16 protein-coding genes are annotated in these 20303 nt (G+C 62.3%); 11 read left to right on the top strand and 5 right to left on the bottom strand.

Annotated features, from left to right (window positions below):
* Window positions 1-105 precede the first annotated feature (105 nt).
* From PAN08_RS08255 to PAN08_RS08285, 7 genes are all read left to right on the top strand, one after another.
* Window positions 106-645 (top strand): GNAT family N-acetyltransferase, encoded by a 540-nt coding sequence (locus PAN08_RS08255; protein WP_269790955.1) that lies wholly within the window; start codon window positions 106-108, stop codon window positions 643-645.
* A gap of 172 nt (window positions 646-817) precedes the next feature.
* Window positions 818-1477, top strand: coding sequence for a glutathione S-transferase family protein (locus tag PAN08_RS08260; RefSeq protein WP_269790956.1), 660 nt, complete (start codon window positions 818-820; stop codon window positions 1475-1477).
* 46 nt (window positions 1478-1523) lie between these two features.
* Window positions 1524-3794, top strand: coding sequence for a thiamine pyrophosphate-dependent enzyme (locus PAN08_RS08265; protein ID WP_269790957.1), 2271 nt, complete (start codon window positions 1524-1526; stop codon window positions 3792-3794).
* A gap of 217 nt (window positions 3795-4011) precedes the next feature.
* Entirely contained in the window at window positions 4012-4569 is a 558-nt protein-coding gene (locus tag PAN08_RS08270; RefSeq protein WP_269790958.1) for an NADPH-dependent FMN reductase, read from the top strand.
* A gap of 240 nt (window positions 4570-4809) precedes the next feature.
* The gene (locus PAN08_RS08275; RefSeq protein WP_269790959.1) at window positions 4810-6225 is read left to right on the top strand and encodes a replicative DNA helicase; all 1416 of its coding nucleotides are present in this window, start codon (window positions 4810-4812) and stop codon (window positions 6223-6225) included.
* A 14-nt stretch (window positions 6226-6239) separates the two neighbouring features.
* Window positions 6240-7649 carry a deoxyribodipyrimidine photo-lyase gene (locus tag PAN08_RS08280; RefSeq protein ID WP_269790960.1) on the top strand — a complete coding sequence of 470 codons (1410 nt, stop codon included), beginning with the start codon at window positions 6240-6242 and terminating at the stop codon, window positions 7647-7649.
* Between the two features lie 133 nt (window positions 7650-7782).
* On the top strand, window positions 7783-8481 hold the full coding sequence (locus tag PAN08_RS08285; protein ID WP_269790961.1) for an OmpA family protein: 699 nt from the start codon (window positions 7783-7785) through the stop codon (window positions 8479-8481).
* A 77-nt stretch (window positions 8482-8558) separates the two neighbouring features.
* Here PAN08_RS08285 and PAN08_RS08290 read toward each other — a convergent pair whose 3' ends face one another.
* Window positions 8559-9560 carry a GGDEF domain-containing protein gene (locus PAN08_RS08290; protein WP_269790962.1) on the bottom strand — a complete coding sequence of 334 codons (1002 nt, stop codon included), beginning with the start codon at window positions 9558-9560 and terminating at the stop codon, window positions 8559-8561.
* 113 nt (window positions 9561-9673) lie between these two features.
* Window positions 9674-10876: an acyltransferase family protein gene (locus PAN08_RS08295; RefSeq protein WP_269790963.1), complete on the bottom strand. Its 1203-nt coding sequence runs from the start codon at window positions 10874-10876 to the stop codon at window positions 9674-9676.
* Window positions 10877-11036: 160 nt separating this feature from the next.
* On the opposite strand from PAN08_RS08295, the gene PAN08_RS08300 reads away from it, so the two are divergent.
* Entirely contained in the window at window positions 11037-11942 is a 906-nt protein-coding gene (locus PAN08_RS08300; RefSeq protein ID WP_269790964.1) for a LytTR family DNA-binding domain-containing protein, read from the top strand.
* 139 nt (window positions 11943-12081) lie between these two features.
* Here the strand turns inward: PAN08_RS08300 and PAN08_RS08305 are convergent, their stop codons facing one another.
* Together PAN08_RS08305 and PAN08_RS08310 are read right to left on the bottom strand one after the other, a co-directional pair.
* Entirely contained in the window at window positions 12082-13428 is a 1347-nt protein-coding gene (locus tag PAN08_RS08305; protein ID WP_269790965.1) for an ABC transporter substrate-binding protein, read from the bottom strand.
* A 136-nt stretch (window positions 13429-13564) separates the two neighbouring features.
* Window positions 13565-14737: a pre-peptidase C-terminal domain-containing protein gene (locus tag PAN08_RS08310; protein ID WP_269790966.1), complete on the bottom strand. Its 1173-nt coding sequence runs from the start codon at window positions 14735-14737 to the stop codon at window positions 13565-13567.
* A 172-nt stretch (window positions 14738-14909) separates the two neighbouring features.
* Between PAN08_RS08310 and prfB the strand changes: the two genes are divergently transcribed.
* Together prfB and lysS are read left to right on the top strand one after the other, a co-directional pair.
* A protein-coding gene (gene prfB, locus PAN08_RS08315; RefSeq protein ID WP_269790967.1) for a peptide chain release factor 2 occupies window positions 14910-16035 on the top strand; the annotation gives its coding sequence in 2 pieces (ribosomal slippage) (window positions 14910-14984 and window positions 14986-16035; 1125 coding nt in all).
* Window positions 16036-16135: 100 nt separating this feature from the next.
* Window positions 16136-17656, top strand: coding sequence for a lysine--tRNA ligase (lysS, locus tag PAN08_RS08320; RefSeq protein WP_269790968.1), 1521 nt, complete (start codon window positions 16136-16138; stop codon window positions 17654-17656).
* Between the two features lie 357 nt (window positions 17657-18013).
* On the opposite strand, the gene PAN08_RS08325 is transcribed toward lysS, so the two are convergent.
* Window positions 18014-19696 carry a long-chain fatty acid--CoA ligase gene (locus PAN08_RS08325; RefSeq protein WP_269790969.1) on the bottom strand — a complete coding sequence of 561 codons (1683 nt, stop codon included), beginning with the start codon at window positions 19694-19696 and terminating at the stop codon, window positions 18014-18016.
* 105 nt (window positions 19697-19801) lie between these two features.
* On the opposite strand from PAN08_RS08325, the gene PAN08_RS08330 reads away from it, so the two are divergent.
* Window positions 19802-20251 (top strand): nuclear transport factor 2 family protein, encoded by a 450-nt coding sequence (locus tag PAN08_RS08330; protein WP_269790970.1) that lies wholly within the window; start codon window positions 19802-19804, stop codon window positions 20249-20251.
* The last annotated feature ends 52 nt before the right edge of the window (window positions 20252-20303 follow it).

The raw sequence follows: 20303 nt of genomic DNA on the forward strand, positions 1-20303 counted from the left end.
ATCCTCGACCGAGACATCGCTTGCGCACAGCCATGGGAGGATCTGGGGTGGCGCTCCCTATTCCTGGTGATAGCGTTGCACCCCTAATCAACGGAGAAGATAAACATGAGCATCTTCGACCTGCGTCTGGAAACCGAGCGCCTATTGCTGCGTCCACCGGCAATGGAAGATTTCGAGGCCTTTGCTGCGTTCTGTGCCGATCCAATCACGATGCAGCATCTTGGTGGCGTGCAAGCCAAGCCGGTGGCGTGGCGCAGCTTTGCCGGACTGGTCGGCAATTGGCAGTTGCAGGGGTATTCGATGTTCTCGGTGATCGAGAAAAGCAGCGGCCGCTGGATGGGGCGCGTCGGGCCGTGGCAGCCCTACGGGTGGCCGGGCACTGAAGTGGGCTGGAGCCTTTCCTCTGAATTCTGGGGCCGGGGGTATGCGCCCGAGGCGGCGCGGGCCAGCATCGATTGGGCGTTTGACGCCCTGGGCTGGAGCGAGGTCATTCACTCCATTGCGCCGGATAACACCAACTCACAGGTGGTTGCGCGCAAGTTGGGTTCAAGCATTCTGCGCACGACACATCTGCCGCCGCCGCACGAAGTACCGGTGGATATCTGGGGCCAATCGCGTGCGCAATGGCTGGCACAACGCGGATAGTGCCGCGCTATGTGCGTCAGCGGCCTGGATGATGTTCGTAGAGCGGAACGTGGCCCTGCATTACATCGGCAGGGCGCGATATTTGCTGCGATTGCAGCTTTACCCCGCTGCGGGAAGTCCGGTCAAATGAGCGCTGTCATCTGCCATTGCGGCAGGCGGGAGAACCGGTTCAGTGAGTAAGTCTGGGGCTGCGTTGACGGTGTATGGCATGTCCACGTCGGGCAATTGCCACAAGGTGCGATTGTTGCTGGAACAGCTGGGCACACGCTACGAATGGTGTGAGGTGGACAGCGCTGGTGGCAAGACCCGCACGCCGGATTTCCTGGCGATGAACCCCAATGGCAAGGTGCCGTTGGTTCGGCGAAATGACGGCCGCGTACTCACTGAATCCAATGCCATCCTGTTTTGGCTGGCAGAAGGTACGCCGTTCCTACCAGCGGATGGTTGGCAGCGCGCGCAAGCGTTGTCATGGATGTTTTTCGAGCAATACAGCCACGAGCCCTACATCGCAGTCGCGCGCTTCATCTGTGGCTGGACACCGGCAGATTCGCCACGTCGCGCTGATCTGCCCAGGTTGCGTGAGCGCGGGCATGAAGCGCTGGCGGTCATGGAGCAGCATTTGGTGGCGCACGACTGGTTCACCGGCCCGCATTACGGCATCGCGGATATCGCGCTGTACGCCTATACCTCAGTGGCCGAGGACGGAGGCCTGGCGCTGGTGGCCTATCCGGCCTTGCAGCGCTGGTTGCAGCGCGTGCGCGACCAGCCGGGTTTTGCGCCGATGGCCCCGCCCGCTGCGGAGGTGCAGGCCTGCTTCAACGCGTCACGCTGAATCCCATTCCCCCGCAATACCCGCTTGCCTTGTGGAGTCTGTCTGCATGTTTGCTCGTGTACCGAATCCTATTCCGGCCCGCATGAAGGGCCTGAACCGCGCTGAGATCTGCGATACCAATTTCATCGATCACGTAAAAAGCCTGGGGCAGGGGCCCGACTCAGGCCCACAGGATGCAGCGCCGGTGTTGCCGGGCAGCGCGTTGGATGCGAAAGGATTCCGCGAGTTGTTCGAGTCGCAGTTGATCAGCCGCCATCTGGATTTGATGGCGCGCGTGCTGCGTGTGCAGAACAAGGTTTTCTACACGATTGGTTCCTCCGGTCACGAGGGCAACGCGATGGTGGCACGGGCTACCCGCCACACCGATCCGGCCTTCCTGCATTACCGCTCTGGTGGCTTCATGGCTGAGCGTTTTCGCAAGCTGCCGGGCATGGACCCGGTGATGGATTCAGCGCTGTCGTTCGCTGCCAGCAAGGACGATCCGGCCAGCGGCGGCCGTCACAAAGTGTGGGGAAGCAAGCCGTTGTGGGTGCTGCCGCAGACCTCGACCATCGCCTCGCACCTGCCCAAAGCCCTTGGCACGGCAATGGCGATTGAAGCCGGCAAACGTTTGGGGTCGGCCCTGCCGATACCCGACGACAGCATCGCCATCTGTTCCTTCGGCGACGCCTCGGCCAATCACGCCACCGCGCAGACCGCATTCAATGCCGCGGCATGGAGCAGCTTCCAGAAGCTGCCGGCGCCGGTGTTGTTTGTCTGCGAGGACAACGGCATCGGCATTTCGGTGAAGACACCGGAAGGCTGGATCGGCGAGAGCTTCCGTCATCGTCCGGGGCTGGATTATTTTCAGGCGGACGGCCTGGATCTGGCCAACGGCTATGCCGATGTACAACGTGCCGTCGAGCATTGCCGCCGTACGCGGCGCCCAACCTTTCTGCACCTGCGTACCACGCGCTTGATGGGTCACGCCGGTACCGATTTCGAGATCGAATGGCGCGCACTGGAAGAATTGTGTGCCGTGGAGGCTGGCGATCCGCTGCTGCGTTCGGCACAGATCGCCATTGAATCCGGATTGATGGACAAAGACGAAGTTCTGGCGCTGTACGAACACACGCGCAGGCGTTGTTTTGAAGCCGCCGAGGCCGCCGATCAGCGCCCGCGCCTGAAGAGCCTGCAGGAAGTGGTGACGCCGCTGGCGCCGTACACGCCGGACAAGGTGCGTGCTGAAGCCAATCGCGCCGACTACAGCGAACGCCGCCTGCAGGTGTTCGGCAGCGAGGCGACATTGCCGGAGAACCAGCCGCCCAGGCATCTGGCCATCCAGATCAACCAGGCTCTGCACGAGCTGTTCTGCAAGTATCCGGAGACGCTGTTGTTCGGCGAGGACGTCGCGCAGAAGGGTGGCGTTTATACGGTGACCAAGGGGCTGCAGAAGGCGTTCGGCCCGCGACGTGTGTTCAATACCTTGCTGGACGAAACCATGATCCTCGGCATGGCCCAGGGGTTCGCCAACATGGGGTTGTTGCCACTGCCGGAAATCCAGTACCTGGCCTATCTGCACAACGCTGTGGACCAGGTGCGTGGTGAGGCGTGCTCGCTGCAGTTCTTCTCCAACGATCAATACCGCAACCCGATGCTGATCCGCATTGCGGGACTGGGCTACCAGAAGGGCTTTGGCGGCCACTTTCACAATGACAATTCGATCACCCCCATCCGTGATATCCCGGGGCTGATAGTCGGTTGCCCATCGCGCGGTGACGACGCTGCGGCGATGCTGCGCACCTTGGCGGCGCTGGCAAAAGTGGATGGGCGTGTGTGCATCTTCCTTGAGCCCATCGCGCTGTACATGACCAAGGATCTACACGAGGCTGGCGATGGTCAGTGGCTGTTCCCGTATCCAGCGCCGGGGCAGAGCATCGCGGTGGGCGAAGGCCGCGTGTACGGCGAGGGCAACGATGACCTGGTGATCTTCAGCTACGGCAACGGCGTGCCGATGAGCCTGCGTGCCGCGCGCAGCATTGAGCAGGCGCATGGTTGGAAGGTGCGGGTGATAGACCTGCGCTGGTTGGTGCCGCTCAACGATGCCTGGATCGCCGAACAGGCCACGGGCGCCAAGCGCATCCTCGTGGTGGACGAGGGCCGCCACAGTGCCGGCGTGGGCGAGGGCGTGATCACTGCGTTGGTCGAAGCTGGCTTGGGCAGCGTGCCGCTGCGGCGGGTCACCGGCGCCGACACCTACACGCCGCTGGCCGGGGCTGCGTTGCTGGTGCTGCCGGGTGATGCGGATGTGGTGGCTGCGGCGGCGGAATTGAGCTGATTGCTGGGCCTGCTGTGAACGGATATCCCACGCCCTCTGGTGCAAGGGCAGATGGGCTCGGCATGCGTCAGCGTCAGGTTAAGGCCAATTGAGCAACTGCAGCCTTATAGCCCCTCGCCCCTGGTGGGAGAGGGGCTGGAGAGCGACGGACGAGACCTTCACCCCAGCCGAAGCTCCGGCTGGCTAGCCTGAAGCCTCCATTCGCAGTGAGATCGCCATGAGCCACTACAAGATCGCGGTATTCGTCGGCAGTCTGCGCAAAGACTCGATCAACCGTCAGTTGGCGCGTGCGCTGGAAAAGCTGGCCGGTGATCGTGCCAGTTTTGAATACATCAAGATCGATGACATCCCGCTCTACAACCAGGATCACGACGGTCAGTTCCCGGCGCAGGGTACGCGCATGAAAGGACAGATCCTCGCGGCTGACGCAGTGTTGTTTGTCACCCCCGAATACAACCGTTCCATTCCCGGTGTTCTCAAGAACGCCATCGACACCGCGTCGCGCCCCTATGGCGATAACGCATTCGTAGGCAAGCCGGCGGCAGTGATCGGCAGCTCCATCGGTGCCATAGGCAGCGCGCTGGCGCAGCAGCACCTGCGCAACGTGCTGGTGTTCGTGAATCTGGCGGTGATGGCCCAGCCGGAAGCTTTCGTTCACTACAAGGAAGGCTTGATCGAAGCCGACGGTACGGTCAGCAGCGAAGGCACGCGCAAGTTCCTGCAGGGCTACATGGACGCCTTTCTGGATTGGATCAAGGTTCACCATAAGGCCTGAACCCCGGCGTGTCCGGCGTGGGGCAGGGCCGTCCCCCAGCCTCAACATTTGCGATAATCAACGCCCGGTGCCGCAAGGGTGCCGGGCGCGTCTTTCTGTACGACCACCTCATTCGTGACTCCCGGACATCCGCCCGGGGCTTGAGTTGTGGACAGGTTATCCACAGAGTTGTCCGTACCCCGGTGGCCGACGCCCACCTACCATGGCCGCACGGCCTTTACCGTAGGAAAAACGCTTTTCATGCCCGCTCGTACTGGTTTCCGATCTGACCGCAATGACCGCTCCGAGCGCAGTGAACAGCGCATCGACGCCCTGCGCGTCCCCCCGCATTCGGTGGAAGCCGAGCAGGCGGTGCTGGGCGGCTTGATGCTGGCGCCGGAGGCCTATGACCGGGTCAACGAGGCGCTGACCGAAAAAGATTTCTACCGTCGCGACCACCAGCTCATCTACCGCGCCATCCGTGAATTGTCCGAGCGCGATCGCCCGTTCGATGCGGTGACGCTGGGCGAGTGGTTTGAGTCGCAGGGCAAGATGGACCAGGTGGGCGATGGCGCTTATCTGATCGAACTGGCCAGCACCACGCCATCCGCTGCCAATATCGGCGCTTACGCCGAAATCGTGCGCGACAAGGCCGTGCTGCGGCAGCTGATCCAGGTGGGCACGGACATCGTCAACGATGGCTTCCAGCCGGAAGGTCGTGACAGCTCCGAGCTGTTGCAGACCGCTGAAAAGTCGGTGTTCGCCATTGCCGAACAAGGCGCGCGCGGGCGGACTGATTTTGTGGCCATGCCTGGTGCCTTGAAGGACGCCTTCGAGGAACTGCGCAACCGCTTCGAGAATGGCGGCAACATCACGGGTCTGCCGACTGGCTACACCGATTTCGATGCAATGACCGCCGGCCTGCAGCCGACCGATCTGATCATCCTGGCTGCGCGCCCGGCGATGGGTAAAACCACGCTGGCGCTGAACATTGCCGAATACGCCGCGATCAAATCCAAAAAGGGCGTGGCGGTGTTTTCGATGGAAATGTCGGCCTCGCAGCTGGCCATGCGTTTGATCTCCTCCAACGGCCGCATCAACGCCCAGCGTCTGCGTACCGGCCAGCTGGAAGACGAGGACTGGAGCCGCGTCACGGGCGCGATCCGCATGCTGAAGGAAACCAAAATCTTCATCGACGATACGCCTGGCGTGTCGCCGGAGATCCTGCGTTCCAAGTGCCGCCGCCTCAAGCGCGAACACGACCTGGGTCTGATCGTCATCGACTACCTGCAGCTGATGAGCGTGCCGGGCAACAGTGAAAACCGCGCAACCGAAATCTCGGAAATTTCGCGTGGCCTGAAAGGCCTGGCCAAAGAATTGAACGTGCCGGTGATTGCGCTGTCGCAGCTCAACCGCTCGCTGGAAACGCGCACCGACAAACGTCCGGTGATGGCCGACCTCCGCGAATCCGGCGCTATCGAGCAGGATGCGGACATGATCGTCTTCATCTACCGCGACGATTATTACAACAAGGAAACGTCGCCGGACAAGGGCCTGGCCGAGATCATCATCGGCAAGCACCGAGGTGGCCCGACCGGCTCGTGCAAGCTGAAGTTCTTCGGCGAGTACACCCGGTTCGACAACCTCACCCACGATTCAGTGGGTTCGTTCGAGTAATCGGGAGTACGCGCATGTCCGTGGCCATCGTCTGGTTCAGGCGTGACCTGCGCCTGCGCGACAACCCTGCGTTGCAGGCGGCAATCGAGGCCGGCCACACGGTACTGCCGGTCTACATCCACGCGCCGGAAGAAGAGGGCGCGTGGGCACCGGGCGCCGCTTCCAATGCGTGGCTGCATCGTTCGTTGGGGCAGCTCGATGCTGACTTGCGTGGCATGGGGTCGTTGCTGGTGCTGCGCCGTGGCGACAGCATGGCCCAGCTGCAGGCGTTGATCGCCCAGAGCGGCGCGGAGGCGGTCTATTGGAACCGCAAATACGAGCCGGCCACGCAGCCGCGTGATGCGGCCATCAAACGTGGTCTGCGCGAACAGGGGCTGCAGGTGGAAAGCCACAACGGCTACCTGCTGTTCGAGCCGTGGGAGTTGTCCACTCTGCAGGGCGGCCCTTACAAGGTGTTCACCCCGTTCTGGCGCAATGCGCTGAGCCATTGGCGCTTGCCGGTATTGTCGGCGGCGCCGGCCGTGCTGGCATCTCCGAAGGTCGACAGCCTTGCGCTGGATGAGCTGGGGTTACAGCCGCAGCTTGGCTGGGATGCCGGCTTCTGGACGCATTGGCAGCCTGGCGAGCGCGGTGCGCTGGAAGCGTTGGAGGTCTTTGTCGACGGTGCGCTCAACGGGTATCGTGAGCAACGTGATCTGCCGGACCGTACCGGCACCTCGCTGCTGTCGCCACACCTGCATTTTGGCGAAATAGCACCTTGGCGCATCGCACACGTGCTGGAATCGCAGCGCAGTGCCGGCCGCGATGCCGATATCGACGGTTATATACGGCAGTTGGGCTGGCGTGAGTTTTCTTGCCACCTGCTGCATCACTTCCCGCAGACCTCCGATGCCAACCTCAACCCGCGCTTCGAGGGTTTTGCCTGGGCGCCGGCGCAGCCTGCGTTGCTGGAAGCGTGGCAACGCGGACGCACGGGTATTCCCATCATCGATGCCGGCATGCGCGAGTTGTGGGCCACGGGAACCATGCACAACCGGGTGCGGATGTTGGTGGGCAGCTTTTTGTGCAAGCACCTGCGCATGCATTGGAAGGAAGGCGCGCGTTGGTTCTGGGACACGCTGGTCGATGCCGACCTGGCCAACAACAGCATGGGTTGGCAATGGATCGCTGGCACCGGTGCCGATGCTGCGCCGTACTTCCGCGTGTTCAACCCGGTGACGCAGGCGCAGAAGTTTGATCCGCAAGCGCGCTACATCACCCGATGGGTACCGGAGTTGGCTGCCTTGCCGCTGAAGGCTCGGTTTGCACCCTGGTTGTCACCGACATTGCTGGCGCAGGCGGCGCCGATGTATCCGTCGCAGCCACTGATGGATCTCGCCGAAGGCCGGCAGGCCGCTTTGGACGCATATCACCGTTGTCGGTGAATGGTTGAACGGTTCAGACAGGAAGATGAATGGAGCCCTGTGCAGCCCGGTTTCCATCATGTCGGCATCGCATTGCTGTGTTTATCCTTGCCCGGCACCCACTAAGGCCGACCGGCCCCCGAAGGAGTTCCATATGACCACCCGCAACGTGATTCGCAATCTTTCCATCGGCCTGGTGGCTGCTGCCGTTCTTTCGGGCTGCGCTACCGGTGGTTCGTATGTGCAGCAGGATCAGTACGGCAACACCCCGCAGCAGCAGAACAAGACCGGCAAGGGCGCGCTGATCGGCACCGCCATTGGTGTTGCAGCCGGCCTGCTCAGTGGTGGTGATGCTACTGAACGTCGCCAGCGTGCGATGGTCGGTGCCGGTATCGGCGCACTCAGTGGCGGCGCGATTGGCAATTATCAGGACCGTCAGGAGCGCGCCCTGCGTGAGCGCACCGCCAACACCGGCATCGACGTGCAGCGCGATGGTGACAACATCACCTTGAACCTGCCGGACGGCATCACCTTCGACTTCAACAAGACCGCGCTCAAGCCGCAGTTCTATGGCGCGCTCAATGGCGTTGCCAGCACGTTGAACGAGTACAACCAGACCATGATTGAAGTGGTTGGCCACACCGACAGCATCGGTACCGATGCGGTCAATAACCGTATTTCCAAGGAGCGTGCCGACGCCGTGGCTGCTTATCTCAGCGCACAGGGCGTGCAGCGCGCGCGTATCGAAACGTTGGGCGCAGGTAAGTCCTACCCGATTGCCGACAACAGCACCGATGCCGGCCGCGCACAGAACCGTCGTGTCGAGATTCGTGTGATCCCGCTGCGTTCGTAATCGACGCAATTGCATGAGTCAGCAGAAGGGCCGCGAAAGCGGCCCTTCTTCATGGGTGGCCGGTTATTGCAGAGGTGCTACGGCGCCACCGAAATACTGTTGCGGCCCTGGTGTTTGGCTTGATACAGCGCCGCATCGGCACGACCGAACCACTCCTGCCAGCGCTGTTCGCCGGCATACATCGCCGCACCCACCGACACCGTGATGCGGCCGTCCGGGCCGCGCAGCGCTTGGTACACCGCTTTGCGGATGCGTTCGGCGAAGCACTCCAGCGCTTCGCGTGAGCCGGTTTCGGCGAGGATCACGAACTCCTCGCCGCCGAAGCGGAATACCTTGTCGTTCTCGCGCAGTTCGAACCGCAGGATGGCGGCAAGATCGGAGAGCGCGACATCGCCAGCGGCATGTCCGTGCCGATCATTGATCGCCTTGAAGTAATCAATGTCCAGCACCAGCAGCGCTTGGCGAGTGCGGCTTTCGCGGGTGCCGGCCAGTTGCTGCAACAAGGCTTTTTCGAGCGCACGGCGGTTGGGTAGCCCGGTGAGTGCGTCTTGCCAGGCTAGTTCCTCCAGCTGCATGCGATCACCCTGCATACGTCGGGAGAAGTGGTAGCCGAAGCCGAAGGTCAGGGTGATGGCAACCAGTGCATGCAGATGCGCTTGCGGCCCAAGGAGAAGCTCTGGCATTGCCAGCAGGCCAGCGATCAACAGCAGGTTGATAGGCGTAGCAATCTGGTTGTGCACAACGAACGCATTGGACATCAGCGCCAGGCACACCCAGGGCAAGGCGCTCTGGCCCAGTACCCAGGCGGCCAATCCGCTGCCGACTGCATTGGCCACGCACAGCAGCACGCCGGCCATCAGCAGCCGTTGCCGGCTGCGGTGTGCGAATGCCGCAGCTACAGCGGCGAGTATCGCAAGGATGAAGTTGGCTACAGCAAACGCGTAACGGCCCTCCAGCAGCATCCATCCGGAGAAGACCAGCAGCGCCAACGTGGTGATCGGGGCGATAGTGCGCAGTGGGACGCTGCGCAGCGCGTGCGACAAGGGAGAGACGGGACGCTGGCCGCCGACAGGTTCCATTTCGGCGGAAGATAGCAGGGCGCATGTGGTGGAACTGTTCACCTGAGACCGAGCGCTCAGGCGCTGGCGGACAGTGTTCAGGGAGGCATTCCCGTGCGAGAAGGCGTTAGGGGCTAACCATCGCGGTGCAGGACTGTCGGTGCTTCTGCCGCGATCTCGGGGCGCGGTGCACGTTTGAGTCCAAACCACGGACTGAGTAGGGGGCTGCGACGGATCAGCTCATAGGCGCCCAAGCACAGCGCGAAGGTGCTCACGATCAACAGCAACGCTTCGGCAGGCGGCGCGATGCTGGCCGGTTTGAGCGAATGCGCCAGTACGACGATCACGGTCTGATGAAGGATGTAGAGCGGGAACACCGCCACGGTGAGGTAACGCAGAATGGCGCTGTCGGCGTGACGCCAACGGTATGCGAAGCCGAGCAGGGCGGCGATGGCGCACCACTGGTCCAGCGCCCAGGCGATCCGCAGGCAGGTGCGCAAGGTATCCGGCAATGGTTGGGCGTCGGTGTAACCAGCGAAGTACCACGCGTGGATCATCAAGGCGTAGCTGGTGGCGGCAAGCCCCAGCGCTACCCAGCGCAGCCGCTGCAGGGATTCCCAGAAGCGGGCGTCGAAAGCGACCAGAAAGCCGATGAAGAACACCGTGGCGTACTCGGCATGGCTGTACCAGTCGTCAATCAACGCGTGGGTCTGCTCAAAGCGTTCGACCAACAGCAAGCGGGCTAGTGCCAATAGCGCGACCGGCACCAGCAGCGCGCGCCACCCGCGCAGGCCGAGGCTGACCCAGTGACGCAGGCGTTCGAGCGCGGTAGTTGGCAGCCATCGCCACAGCGCCCATGCCAGCAGGGTGTAACTCCACAGGTACGGGAGAAACCACAGGTGATTCCAGGTGGGCAGCAGCAGGCAATCGCCGTCATCGCCGCAGAAGCCGCGATAGGCGCTGAGATATTTCGCATAGAACGCCCCATAGGATTCGCCATAACCCCCGGGCAGTTGCTCGACCACCTGCAGGTACGCCTGCGGCGGCACGATGATCAGCATGCCGAACAACAACGGTAGCAATAGCTGACGTGAGCGCTGGCGCAGGAAGCCGCTGGGCAGTTTGCGTAGCAGGTAGGCGGTCGCCACGCCGGAGATCAGGAACAACAACGACATCCGCCAGGGACTGGTGAGCAGCATGAACGGCTCGGGGCCTTCGCCGGCGTGCGGGCTTTTGACGTGCCATCCCCAGCTCACGTAGTACATGCCGACGTGGTAGATCACCAACAGTCCGAACGCGATCACGCGCAGCCAGTCCAGGTCATGACGTCGTTGCATTGCTTCGTCTCATTCTTGCCTTGATGGAGCGGAGATTGGGCGCGATTGAGGCGGGTTCGGCGAGGTTGAAGTGATCGGTCGTGGCCGAGAAGTGACGAATGGTGGCAGTCCAGTGACGTAATGCCGTGGCCCGTACGGGCCGCTGACCTAGAATGCGCGGATGGAAACCGCACCTGCACGCGATGCGCTGGAACGCTATCGACCCTGGCAACGCAGCACCGAGGTGCTGTTTTGGTTGCTGGTGGTGGGCATCAACTGCAGCGGCAATGCACTGACCAGTTGGATGGATGCCAGTCGTGGCGGTGGTGCCACGCTGCAGCCGTGGGAACCCTGGGTGTGGGAATTCTCCAGCGGCGTGGTGTGGTTGCTGATTGTGGTTCCTGCCATCGTCGGATTCACACGGCGTGCGCCGCTGCATCTGGACAACTGGCGCAGCCGGTTGCCGTGGTACGTATTGGCGAGCGTGCCGGTGTCATTGGTGCATGTGCTGGCCATGTTCGGGCTGCGTGCAGTTGCCTATCGGTTGCTGGGCGATCACTACACGATCGACTCGCTGCCGCACGAGCTGCTGTACGAATACCTCAAGGATGTACGCACTTACGCGTTCATCGTCGCGCTCATTCATGGCTACCGCTTTTTGCTGCGCCGGCTGCAGGGCGAGGTGCAATTGCTGGCCGCACCGGATGAAGGGCCTCCGCTGGAGCCGGTCGAGCGACCTGAGCGCCTGCTGGTGCGCAAACTGGGGCGCGACTTCCTGGTCGCCACGCAGGACATTGAATGGGCGCAGGCATCCGGCAACTACGTGAACCTGCGCGTGCGCGGGCATGACTATCCATTGCGCATCACCATGGCCGCGCTGGAGACGAAGCTGGATCCGGCCTGCTTTGTACGCGTGCACCGCAGCTGGATCATCCACATCGGTCACCTGGTCTCGATCGAGCCACTGGACGGTGGTGAGGCGCGGTTGCAAATGGATGACGGCCAGCAGCTGCCCTGCAGTCGCCGCTACCTGCCGCAGGTGCGGCAACAGTTGAGCGAAGGCCAGCGCACAACGGTGCCTGCCTGAGTTCGGATTGCTGTGCCGTGTAGTGGAGCGGGGAAACGTTCCGCTGCGGGCTTCCCGGGAGCGCTTCTGTCGAGGGCGTAGTGGTAGACCGCCGGAGCGGGAGCCGGCGCGATGCCGGCTCCCGATTGCTGCGTATTGCTTACTTGCGACGTGCCAGCAGGCGGTAGCCGCCGGAGGCATTGGAGTCGAAGCTGTGCGCCAGCAGCACATAGCGGCCGGCGTCCAGTTCCACTTCCAGCGACGGATCCAGGCTGCTGTCGCTGTCGTCCTGTTTGGCGACTTCTTCACCGTTGCGCATCAGCGTGATCATGCCATCCAGGCCGCCGCTGCCGACCATGCTGATCACGTAGGTGCCCTTGCGCGGGATCTCCAGTGTGTACAGGTCACGGTTGCCCGGGCGCAGTTGGCCCTGGACTTCGCGGCCGATTTTCAATTCCGGGCGGGCGGCGCTTTCGCCTGCCGGCGAGGTCACGGTAGCCAGCTGGAACACGCCGCCGCGGCCGTTCACCGAACGCACCGAGATGTTGTATTCGCCAGCTTCCAGCACCTGGGTCAGGCGCGAGTTGGTGCCGTTGCCGGCGCCATCGTCGTCGCTCAGGGTGATGTCGCCGCCCTGCATGGTCAGCAGGGTGTCGATGTCGCTGCTGCTGGCATCGAACTGCACGCGGCGACGCTCGGGCAGGGTAAGCACGAAGCTGCGGGTTGCGTCGGCAGCAACGAAGCCGCTGACCGAGCCGTCCACCGGCAGCGCGCTGCCATCTTCAAAGACCAGGCCTGCAGGCAGATCGGCCTGTTCCACGCTCAGGTAGAAGGCGCCGGCGCCATCGCTGAAGCCACCAGCCTTGAGGGTGTACGTGCCCTGCTGCAGCGGGGCCATCAGGCGTGCATTCAACTCGCTGCCGCCGTCGTCGTCTTCCATGCTGACGCCGTTGCCGCTGATCTCCAGGCGCGAGTCGAACTCGCTGGACTCCATGTTGATGGTGTACAAGCCCGGCTTGCTGACCTGCAGGGTGTAGCTCTTGTCGCCGCCGCGCAGCCAATCGGTGATGCGCTGGCCGGCGGTGAGCGGCTTGCCGTCATAGGCGACGATCGGCTCGACCGACAACTCGAACGGGCCAAAGGCACGGGCATCCGCGCCGCTGACGGCCACCATGTAAGTACCCGCCTTGTCGGCGCGCACGCTCAGAGCGTTGTCGCGTTTTTCACTGGCTTCGGAACGGCCCACCAGCGTGTCACGGTGGAATACCGCCAGCGTGCCGTTGAGAGCGCCCTCCAGCTTCAGCGAAACCGCCTGGCCAGCAGCCAGCTGCAGCGTGAACAACTGGCTGCGGGTGCCGTCGGCATAGTTGACCGGGGTGGCGGAGGTGATTTCGCCGGAAACGTCGGCGTTGAGGGCCAGGGGACGGGCAGCCGGGGCGGCGTGAGCGGGGACGTTCACGGCGGCGGCGATGGCCAGGGACAGCAGTCCTGCTGCAAATCGCTTCACTTAGATCTTCCTTAGTGGATGGAACCGGGGGGTGTTGTGCAAGTGCCCACGCCACCGTCACCGGTGGCATGGACATGCACTGTTTAGGAGACAGGCTCCGTCAGTCGGGGGACTGGCCGGAGCGCATCAGACAACGTTAGCGGATGGTTGAAGGGTCGGCTGCGACATCGGCCGTTGCAGTGGCTTCAGCGGCTGCATCGTTGGCGCCATCCTTGCGGTTGCTGTTGTTGGGAGCGGCAACGTCGGAGCCCAGGTCGGTGGTTTCCAGCTCGAATACACCCTGCTGGCTGCCGAGGCTGGTGACCGCAACGATATAGCGGCCCGGACGCAGGTCCAGGGTCAGCTGCGCGTTGGTGCCGTTGCCGCCGTCATCGTCCTCGGCATCTACGCCGGGGCCGGTGATCTTCAGTACCGAGTCGAAACCATCGGCGATGGCGTCGAACTGCACCTGACGCGGGCTGTCCACGTTGAGTACAAAGGTGCGGCGGCCGCGCGAATCCATCATCGACTGTGCCGGCTGGCCGATGGTCAAGGCGGTGCCATCACGGGTGACCAAGCCATTGGGGGTCGGGGTCAGCGCGACGCTGAGCTTGAACGAGCCGGTGTTGCTGTTCACCGACGAGGCGCCGATGGTGTATTCGCCCGGCTCCAGGAAGGTGCGGATACGGGCGTTGAGCTGGCCGCCGTTGTCGTCGTCTTCCACTTCCACGTTACGGCCGGTCAGGTTCAGGAAGGCGTCGAACGCGCTGGATTCCAAGGTGATGGAGTACAGGCCCGGCTTGTCTACCTTGAGCTTGTATTCCTGCTTGTCGCCCACCAGCCAGTCGATGGCCTGACTGTCGGCGCCCAGCGGCTTGCCGTCATACGGCACTACCTGGGCGGTCTTGAGCTTGAACGGGCCAAAGCTCTGCGCGCTGGCGCCGTTCACCGCAATCAGGTAGGTGCCATCCTTCGGGGCGCGGAAGGCAAGGCTGACCGAGCTGCCGCTGGAGTCGCCTTCACCGGAACTGCCGGAGGTGGCGTTGGCCAGCATGCTCTGGCCATCGAATACGGCCAACTGGCCGCTGAGCGCACCGCCCAGCTCCAGCGACACGGCTTCGCCGTTTTTCAGGGTCATCTTGTAACCCTGGTGGCGGCTGCCGTCGTTGTAGTTGAGGCTGCTGGAAGAGGTGATTTCGCCGGATACGGCGTCGCCGACCGCCAGCTTCGGGGAGTTGTCGCCGCCGGCGACGCCCCCCAATTTCTGGCAGGCAGCAAGCGCAAGTGTCATCGAGACAGCAGCAAACAGGCGGGCATGACGAGTATTCAAGCGGGACGTCCTTCGATTGTTGAGGGTGTTTCCGTTCCCCGCATGGGCGGGTCCGGTCGCGATTCTAACGGCAAGCGGTGTCTATTCAGTGAGAATGCCAGCGGCCTGGGTCCAGGCCGTCAGCGGATGTTAGAATTAGCCTCTTGTCTGCCTCATTTTTGATAGACCGACCATGATCGAACTCAACCCTATCCGCCAGCGAATCGCCGATCTCACCGATCGCGTACTTTCGCTCCGGGGGTATCTTTGACTACGACGCCAAGAAAGAGCGTCTTGAAGAAGTAACCCGCGAACTGGAAAACCCCGACATCTGGAACAAGCCCGAGTACGCCCAGTCACTGGGCCGGGAACGTTCGATGCTGGACAAGACCGTCAGCGGCATTGCCGCCGTGCTGGACGGCATGGATGACGCGACCGAACTGCTGGAGCTGGCCGAGAGCGAGCAGGACGAGGACACCGCACTGTCGGTGGTCGCCGATCTGGACAAGCACCAGGCGCACATCGAGAAGCTGGAATTCCAGCGCATGTTCTCTGGCGAAATGGACAACTGCAACGCGTTCGTGGACATCCAGGCCGGTGCCGGTGGTACCGAAGCCCAGGACTGGGCCGAGATCATGCTGCGCATGTACCTGCGTTGGTGCGAGTCGCGCGGTTGGAAGACCGAGCTGATGGAAGTGTCCGGTGGTGACGTTGCCGGCATCAAATCGGCCACCTTCCGGGTCGAGGGTGAGTTTGCCTACGGTTGGCTGAAGACCGAAATCGGCGTGCACCGTCTGGTGCGCAAATCACCGTTCGATTCGGACAACCGCCGCCACACCAGCTTCACCTCGGTGTTCGTGTCGCCGGAAGTCGATGACAACATCGAAATCGACATCAACCCGGCCGACCTGCGTACCGATGTGTACCGCTCGTCCGGCGCCGGTGGTCAGCACGTCAACAAGACCGAATCGGCGGTGCGTATCACGCACATCCCGACCAACACTGTGGTTGCTTGTCAGATGGGCCGCAGCCAGCACCAGAACCGCGACACCGCGATGAAGATGCTGGCCGCCAAGCTCTACGAGCTGGAAGTGCAGAAGCGCAATGTCGAGCGTGACGCGCTGGAAGCAACCAAGTCCGACATCGGCTGGGGCAGCCAGATCCGCAACTATGTGCTCGACCAGAGCCGCATCAAGGATCTGCGCACCGGCATCGAGCGCACCGATACGCAGAAGGTGCTTGATGGTGACCTGGATGAATTCATCGAGGCCAGCTTGAAGTCCGGCCTGGCAGCAGGCGCCAAGCGCAGCGACGCGTAATCGCGGGTGGCCCGGCAAGGGCCACCTCATTGTTGTACGGTGCGGCGACGCCCTTGGGCCGCCGCACTTCGTTTTTCTCCCCCAATCGAAACCCAATGCCATGAACGAACAGACCCCGGTAACGCCGCAGCCCCCCGTCGACGAGAACAGCCTCATCGCCGAGCGCCGCGCGAAACTCACGGCGCTGCGCGGGCAGGGCATCGCCTATCCGAATGATTTCCGTCGCGAAGACTTCGCCGGCAAGTTGCAGGACGAGTTCGCCGATGCTGACGCCTGGACTGCCGAAACCCTGGAGGCCTCCGGCCGCAAGGTGAAGATGGCCGGCCGCCTGATGGCAAAGCGGGTAATGGGCAAGGCCAGCTTCGCTACCATCCAGGATGAATCTGGCCGTATCCAGTTGTTCCTTCAGGCCACCGCGCTGGGCGACGTCTACGCAGCCTTCAAGGGCTGGGACGTGGGTGACATCATTGCCGTCGAAGGCGGGCTGACCCGCACCAAGACCGGCGAGTTGTCGGTGCGTGCTGAAAACATCCGCCTGTTGGTCAAGTCGTTGCGTCCGTTGCCGGACAAGTGGCATGGCCTGTCGGACGTCGAGCAGCGTTACCGGCAGCGTTACGTGGATCTGATCGTGACCCCCGAGTCGCGCGAGGTCTTCATCAAGCGCTCCAAGATCATCCGCGCCATGCGCGCGTGGCTGGACAACCGCGACTTCCTGGAAGTCGAGACGCCGATGATGCATTACATCCCCGGCGGTGCCACGGCCAAGCCGTTCAACACCCACCACAACGCGCTGGATCTGGACCTCTACCTGCGCGTGGCACCGGAGTTGTACCTCAAGCGTTTGGTCGTGGGCGGCTTGGAGCGTGTGTACGAAATCAACCGCAACTTCCGTAATGAAGGTGTCAGCACCCGCCACAACCCCGAATTCACCATGATGGAGTTGTACGAGGCCTACGCCACGTACAACGAAGTGATGGACCTGACCGAAGGCGTTATCCGTGATGTCGCCCAGCAGGTGCTCGGAACCACTGAGGTCGAGTGGGATGGCGCCAAGATCGACCTGGCTCCGGCATTCCGCCGCTGGCGCATGGACGAGGCGGTGCGTCACTACAACCCGGAAATCACGGCAGCCGACTGCACCGACCGTGATGCGCTGCTGCGTCATTGCGAACGCCTGAAGATCCGCGTCAAGCCGTCCTACGGCTGGGGCAAGCTGCTGCTGGAAATCTTTGAAGCCACGGTCGAGCACACTTTGATCCAGCCGACCTTCATCACCGACCACCCGGTGGAGGTGTCGCCGCTGGCCCGTGCCAGCGACAACGAGCCGGGCTACACCGACCGCTTCGAGTTGTTCGTCAACGGCAAGGAGCTGGCCAATGGCTTCTCCGAGCTCAACGATCCAGAAGACCAGGCGGCGCGGTTCCAGGCGCAGGTGGCTGCGAAGGACGGCGGCGACGATGAGGCCATGCACTACGATTCCGATTACATCCGTGCCCTGGAATACGGCCTGGCGCCGACCGGCGGCCTGGGTATCGGTATCGACCGCCTGGTGATGATGCTGACTGGCCGCGCCTCGATCCGCGATGTGCTGCTGTTCCCGTACATGCGCCCGGAAAACTGATTCAGTTCGCATGCAACACAAAAGCCTCCGTGGAAACACGGAGGTTTTTTATTGGCTTTTGTCTGGGGTTTCTAATGTTTCAACAGCGCGTCATTCCCGCGAGGGTGTGGGGATGGCTTTCCCCAGTCTCGTTGAGACGTTCATTCGCACGAAGGCCGGAATCGCTCTCGGCTTCCGAATCGCGTGAAATCGAGTGTTGGAACGACGGTCCAAAGCAAAAGCGCAGGGTCGAAGAGTGGTTTCCGCCGTCGCGGGAATGACGGTATCGCGTCAACAGCAAACCCAGTATCCAAAACAGAAAGCCCTCCCGGCGAGGGGAGGGCTTTCGTCATTCAACGGATTACATCCAGTGCCTGATCAGGCTTCCGGCTTTGCATCTCGCAGTTCGCGACGAAGAATCTTGCCGACGTTGGTCTTCGGCAGTTCCTTGCGGAACTCGACGATGCGCGGGTGCTTGTAACCGGTAAGGTTGGCGCGGGCGAATTCCTTGACCTGTTCTTCGGTCAGGTTCGGGTCCTTCTTGACGATGACCACCTTCACCACTTCGCCGGATTTCTCGCTCGGTGCGCCGACGGCAGCTACTTCAAGAATGCCGGGCATCATCGCCAGCACGTCTTCGATCTCGTTCGGGTAGACGTTGAAGCCGGACACCAGAATCATGTCCTTCTTGCGGTCGACGATATAGAAGAAGCCGTTTTCGTCCATGCGTGCCATGTCGCCGGTATGCAGCCAGCCCTCAGCATCAAGCACCTTGTCGGTTTCATCCTGGCGATGCCAGTAACCCTTCATCACCTGCGGGCCACGGATGCACAGCTCGCCGACTTCGCCCATCGGCACCCGCTGCCCATCGTCGTTCTTGACGCAGGCATCGGTGGACGGAATCGGCAGGCCGATGGCGCCGTTGTATTCCTTTAGATCGAGTGGGTTGATACAGGCCGCCGGCGAGGTTTCGGTGAGGCCGTAAGCTTCCACCAGGGTGACACCGGTGACCTTCTTCCACTTCTCTGCCACGGCGCGTTGCACCGCCATGCCGCCGCCCAGTGCGAACTTGAGCGAGGAGAAATCCACGTCGGCAAAACCGTCGGTATTGAGCAGGCCGTTGAACAGCGTGTTGACACCGGTGATGGCAGTGAAACGGTTGTTCTTCAGCTCCTTGACGAAGCCCTTCATGTCGCGCGGATTGGTGATGAGGTAGTTCAGGCCGCCGAGCTTCATGAAGACCAGCCCGTTCGCCGTCAACGCGAAGATGTGGTACAGCGGCAGCGCGGTGATGATGACTTCTTCGCCGGCCTTCACGCCCGATGCGCCAATCCATGCCGAGGCCTGCTGCATGTTGGCGATCAGGTTGCGATGTGTGAGCATCGCGCCCTTGGCCACACCGGTGGTGCCACCGGTGTACTGCAGGAAGGCGATGTCGTCGTGATCGATTTCCACCACCGGTAGCGTGTGGCGCTTGCCAAGGCTCAAGGCTTCCTTGAAACGGGTCGCATTGGGCAGGCGGTAGTCCGGCACCATTTTCTTTACGTACTTCAGTACGAAATTGACGATTGGGCCCTTCGGGAAGCCGAGCATGTCGCCCAGGCCGGTGGTGATGACCTGCTTGACCGGGGTATCAGCAATGACCTGCTGCACGGTTTGGCCAAAGTTGTCGACGACTACCAATACGGCAACGTCGGCATCCACCAGCTGGTGCTTCAGTTCGCGCGCGGTATAGAGCGGGTTGACGTTCACCACGGTCAGGCCGGCGCGCAGGATGCCGAAGATGGCAATCGGGTACTGCAGGCAGTTGGGCATCATCACCGCAACGCGGTCGCCCTTCTTGAGCTGCAGCTCTCCCAGCAGGTAGGCCGCGAACTGGGTGATCAGTACATCGGCTTCGCCGTAGGTGAGTACCTTGCCGAAGTTCGAGTAGGCGGGACGATCACGGAACTTGGCTACGGACGTGTCGAATACGGCTGCGACGGAACGAAACTCGTTGACGTCGATTTCAGCCGGCACGCCAGCCGGGTAGCTCTGCAGCCAGGGACGTTCCTGATTCATCTTCCCCTCCAGGAAATGGATGTGATCTAGTGGTAAGGCCCGGCATTCAGACACCGGGTCATTGCCGCAGCATACCGTTCCGAATTGAAAAGGCGAAGGGATTAGATGATCCGAACAGTCCTCAACTGCATGCTTTGTGCGGTGATTGTGCTTTCCATGGCCGCTTGCGGGCGGGAACTACCCGAGCAGCGGCTGCGGCAGACGATTGCTGCAATGCAGGAAGCGGTGGAGAAGGGGGCGCCGAAGAACTTCATGGAATCAGTCGCCGAGGATTTCGTTGGCAACGGCGGGCTGGACCGTGCGGGGCTGGAACGGCTGCTCAAGGGACAACTGCTGCTCAACCCGAATGTGACGGTGCAGACGGGCCCGTTGTCGGTGGAAATGGGTGCGGACGACGCCACCGCAACGGTGCGCCTCAGCGTATTGCTGGCCGGCGGCAGTGGGCGCTTTGTTCCGGAGCGTGGCGACATGCAGGAGCTTGTCAGCGGTTGGCGCGAAGAAGACGGCCAGTGGCGTTTGTACAGCGCATCGTGGAAGCCGGTAGGCGCCGACTAACCGTTCAATATAACAACGGCGCGGGCCGCATCGGGGTTGTTGCCCCGTGCGA

It is taken from the genome of Stenotrophomonas sp. Iso1 (assembly GCF_027497995.1).
GTDB lineage: Bacteria > Pseudomonadota > Gammaproteobacteria > Xanthomonadales > Xanthomonadaceae > Stenotrophomonas.